The following is a 3,766-nucleotide window of genomic DNA, read 5'->3' on the forward strand; positions in this document are numbered from 1 at the left end:
CTATATTAACTCTATTATACTTTTGATTGAAAGCGGTTTTCTCGTTTCAAGGTAGAACCTTCCCTCGTTCGCAGGTTCTAGCTTGGGAATATCTGATCAGAGGCTCTGCCTCTAGTTTTAGGTGGCTCTGCCACCCGAATATCATTTCTAGGTAGAACCTAGAAACGAGAAAATATTAATCCTAGAGCGATCGCTTTTATTAATATAAAAGAAGCGATCGCTATTTCTAATTATACCGTACCCGTAGGGTGAGTAAGGCGAAGCCGCACGCACCACCAAGATTTTCTATCAAGTCAAATACTATTATAATACAATTTTATAGTTTGTTAATTCGATAAATTTAAACTTATCCCTAGAGGAATATCATAAAATTATCTGAAAACCAACATTGTTTTAGCTGAGATATCAAAGTTTTAAAAAACATCCGAATCTTCTGGGTGAGGAACCAGGTTAGAGGGAGGGCGATCGCTACTCCAAGCCCACCAAACACAGCCACATTGACAACGATAAAACTCTTGCCATTTGCGGCGATTATTTTCACTGTACACGGGGGAACGACGGTTAATCCAAACTTGTTGAGCTTCTAAACTACTCGCTGAACATTGGGGACAGCAAAACTCAGAAGCGTGAATTGCATCAGTTGTCCAATCTGGTGGGGTGGGTTGAAACGCATCCATCGGTAAAAACAATTGAAATTAATGGCGCAGACTCACCTATTATACTAAGGTTTAACATCAGGAACTTCGACTAATTTATGGCGAGACGATAAACCCGATTTAATCATAATCTCAGATTTAGGAACTCCCAAGTGTTTTGCTAACAATTGAATTAATTCTTGATTGGCTTTTCCCTCCACCGGAGGCGATTTCAGATGGACAGTCAAACTACCATCCGGTTCAGTGTGGAGAGCTTGTTGTTTTGAATTAGGTTTAACTTTGATTTTTAAGCGTGTCAAGGGTTGAAACTAAGGTGAACCAGTATCTTATTAGAATACAACAGGGATGTATCCTAGAGCCAGCTAAGATAGTTTAAAGATTAAGCTGTTAGGGGATAATCTAAACATTCTAACGCCTGTTTTGCAGCCAGTAAATCATAAGGAAAAGGCGGTTTTAAGGGGCGATAATCCCGTTCGTGGGGTTCTCCATGTCGCAGTACCGCATTCACCATTAAACAAGGTTCATCACTGAAATTAATTGTACTATGGGGAACGCCAGGGGGAATGGTAATCACGGTCGGAATTTTTTCATCCATCGGAATATAAAAATATTGACGATTCTGTAAAATAACAATTACAAACTGACCCCGGACAACTAACAATTGATCGGTTTGAAAATGATGAACAAATAGCGGTTCAATTGCTCCCGCTTCCACTCGTACCATCATGGTTTCTTGACTGGTTTGGGGAGTAAAAAACTCAACCCTTCCCGACTTCACGGCGTTGAGTTGGCGAACTGTAACTTGGCGGATCAGACCCATCGTGATAATCCTCATCATGCAAAATATTGGTCTTTTGTCAAGTTTAAAGGTTATTTTTGTAAAATTTTGTAATAAAATTAACGAAATTGAATAGAGATATGAATGCCTCACGACAAGATTTTGTAATAAAATTAACGAAATTGAATGCAGGTATGAATGCCTAACTACGGTTTTTCCCTAAAATCTTTATGAAACACACTCACGACCCGATGCGATCATCCTTTGCTAAAATTTGGATTAATTTTTATCAGTTTTCTCTATTAATTTCTCTGATTAGTTTGACCCTGAGTGCCTGTGGTTCTTCTCCAAGTTCTACCTCAACAAACTCGACTTATTCTAATCAGCAACCCCAAGAAAAAACCTTAAAATTATTATACTGGCAAGCTCCCACAATTCTCAATCCCCATTTATCAGCCGGCTTCAAAGATTCTGAAGCCAGCCGAATTACTTTAGAGCCCTTAGCTAGTTTTAATCATCAATTAGAACTGATTCCCTTTTTAGCCGCAGAAATTCCATCTTTAGAAAATGGCGGAGTTGCCAAAGATGGAAAATCAGTAACTTGGAAACTTAAAAAAGACGTTAAATGGTCTGATGGAACCCCCTTCACCGCCGATGATGTCATTTTTACTTATGAATTTATTGCGAATCCCAAGGTGGGAACCACAACATCAGGAACCTATGAAATTATTAAAGATATTGAAAAAATTGATAATCACACAATAAAAATTAACTTTAAAGCCGTAACTCCAGCTTGGTATTCCGTGTTTGTTGGAACCGAAGGAATGATTTTACCTCGTCATATTTTTCAAGCTTATAATGGAGAAAATTCTCGACAAGCACCCGCTAATTTAAAGCCTGTGGGAACCGGGCCTTATCGAGTGGTAGAATTTAAGCCAGGGGATGTGGTAGTTTATGAAGCTAATCCTAATTTTAGAGAGGCTAAATTATTAGGATTTCAACGTTTAGAATTAAAAGGGGGAGGAGATGCAACCTCCGCAGCTAGGGCGGTTTTACAAACCCAAGACGCAGATTATGCCTATAATCTTCAGGTAGAATCTAATATTTTAAAATCCTTAGAAGCCGCCGGAAAAGGGAAAATAGTTTCTAATTTTGGGGCGTTAATGGAACGAATGATGCTGAATCAAACCGACCCGAATAAAACCACCCCCGATGGCGAACGGTCTAGTTTAAAATTTCCCCATCCTTTTTTCAGTGATCCTAAAGTTCGTCAAGCGTTTAGTTTAGCAATTAATCGAGATATGATTGCTAATCAACTTTATGGAATTTTAGGGAAACCGACTTCTAATTTTGTTGTGAATCCGCCTCAAGTGATTTCTGGGAATACGACTTATGAATTTAATTTAGAAAAAGCAGCAAAACTGTTAGATGAAGCCGGGTGGAAAGATACAAATAATAATGGGATTCGAGATAAAAATGGCATAGAAATGAATTTAGTTTTTCAAACTTCTGTTAACCCGTTACGTCAAAAAACCCAACAAGTAATTAAACAATCCTTAGAACAATTAGGAATGAAAGTTGAACTTAAAAGTATTGATCCTAGCGTTTATTTTTCCGGTGATCCCGCCAATCCTGATACAACAGAACGATTTACAGCCGATTTACAATTATTTAGTACCGGAAATACCAATCCTGACCCAACCGCCTATTTAAAAACCTATACCTGTGATCAAATTCCCCAAAAAGCCAATAACTGGACTGGGGATAATTTTTCTCGTTATTGTAATCCAGAATATGATAAGCTTTGGACACAAGCTACCAGGGAAATTGACCCTAAAAAACGCCAAGAAATCTTAATCAAAATGAATGATATGTTAATCAATAATACCATTGTGATTCCTTTAGTTCATCGCGCCGATGTCCAAGGAGTTAATCAACAATTAACGGGTGTAGACTTAACGCCTTGGGATTTAACCGTCTGGAATATAAAAGATTGGAAAAAATCTAGCAATTCTCAATAGCTTGTAATATTTTATTGTTTAAATTTTGTGTTCAAGCCTGATGGATAAGTCTTACAATTCATCATAGGAGCGAGGTTTCCTCGCCCTTACACAACGATTTATATCTTGAACGATTCTAACTGATTTCTTCCTATTCATTACCCATTTTATACCCGATGAATCGATCCCTCATCAATCGAATTTTAACCGCAATTCCTACCTTAATTGCCATTAGCATTGTTGTGTTTCTCATTCTAGCCTTAGCTCCCGGAAATCCGATGGGAGAATTTGCCACCAATCCTTCGATTACGCCAGAAGTTCGAGAAAATATT

At 38.1% G+C, this 3,766-nt stretch carries 4 protein-coding genes; 1 reads left to right on the top strand and 3 read right to left on the bottom strand.

All coding sequences use genetic code 11. The features are described from left to right. Positions 1-413: 413 nt before the first annotated feature. From ACKPEB_RS15345 to ACKPEB_RS15355, 3 genes are all read right to left on the bottom strand, one after another. On the bottom strand, positions 414-677 hold the full coding sequence (locus ACKPEB_RS15345) for a hypothetical protein (RefSeq protein WP_408965801.1): 264 nt from the start codon (positions 675-677) through the stop codon (positions 414-416). Positions 678-721: 44 nt separating this feature from the next. Further along, positions 722-955 (bottom strand): DUF167 domain-containing protein, encoded by a 234-nt coding sequence (locus ACKPEB_RS15350; protein ID WP_408965802.1) that lies wholly within the window; start codon positions 953-955, stop codon positions 722-724. An 80-nt stretch (positions 956-1,035) separates the two neighbouring features. Continuing rightward, a complete protein-coding gene (locus ACKPEB_RS15355) occupies positions 1,036-1,476 on the bottom strand; it encodes a cupin domain-containing protein (protein WP_408965803.1) in 441 nt (146 codons plus the stop codon). 188 nt (positions 1,477-1,664) lie between these two features. Between ACKPEB_RS15355 and ACKPEB_RS15360 the strand changes: the two genes are divergently transcribed. Then, complete coding sequence (locus tag ACKPEB_RS15360; RefSeq protein ID WP_408965804.1) at positions 1,665-3,455, top strand: peptide ABC transporter substrate-binding protein; 1,791 nt, start codon at positions 1,665-1,667, stop codon at positions 3,453-3,455. Positions 3,456-3,766: the final 311 nt, after the last annotated feature.

It is taken from the genome of Planktothrix sp. (assembly GCF_046067725.1).
GTDB lineage: Bacteria > Cyanobacteriota > Cyanobacteriia > Cyanobacteriales > Microcoleaceae > Planktothrix.

Bases quoted from the DNA above. Each gene is read 5' to 3' on its own strand.
- ACKPEB_RS15360 (WP_408965804.1), top strand. From the start codon at position 1,665: ATGAAACACACTCACGACCCGATGCGATCATCCTTTGCTAAAATTTGG.
- ACKPEB_RS15355 (WP_408965803.1), bottom strand. From the start codon at position 1,476: ATGGGTCTGATCCGCCAAGTTACAGTTCGCCAACTCAACGCCGTGAAG.
- ACKPEB_RS15345 (WP_408965801.1), bottom strand. From the start codon at position 677: ATGGATGCGTTTCAACCCACCCCACCAGATTGGACAACTGATGCAATT.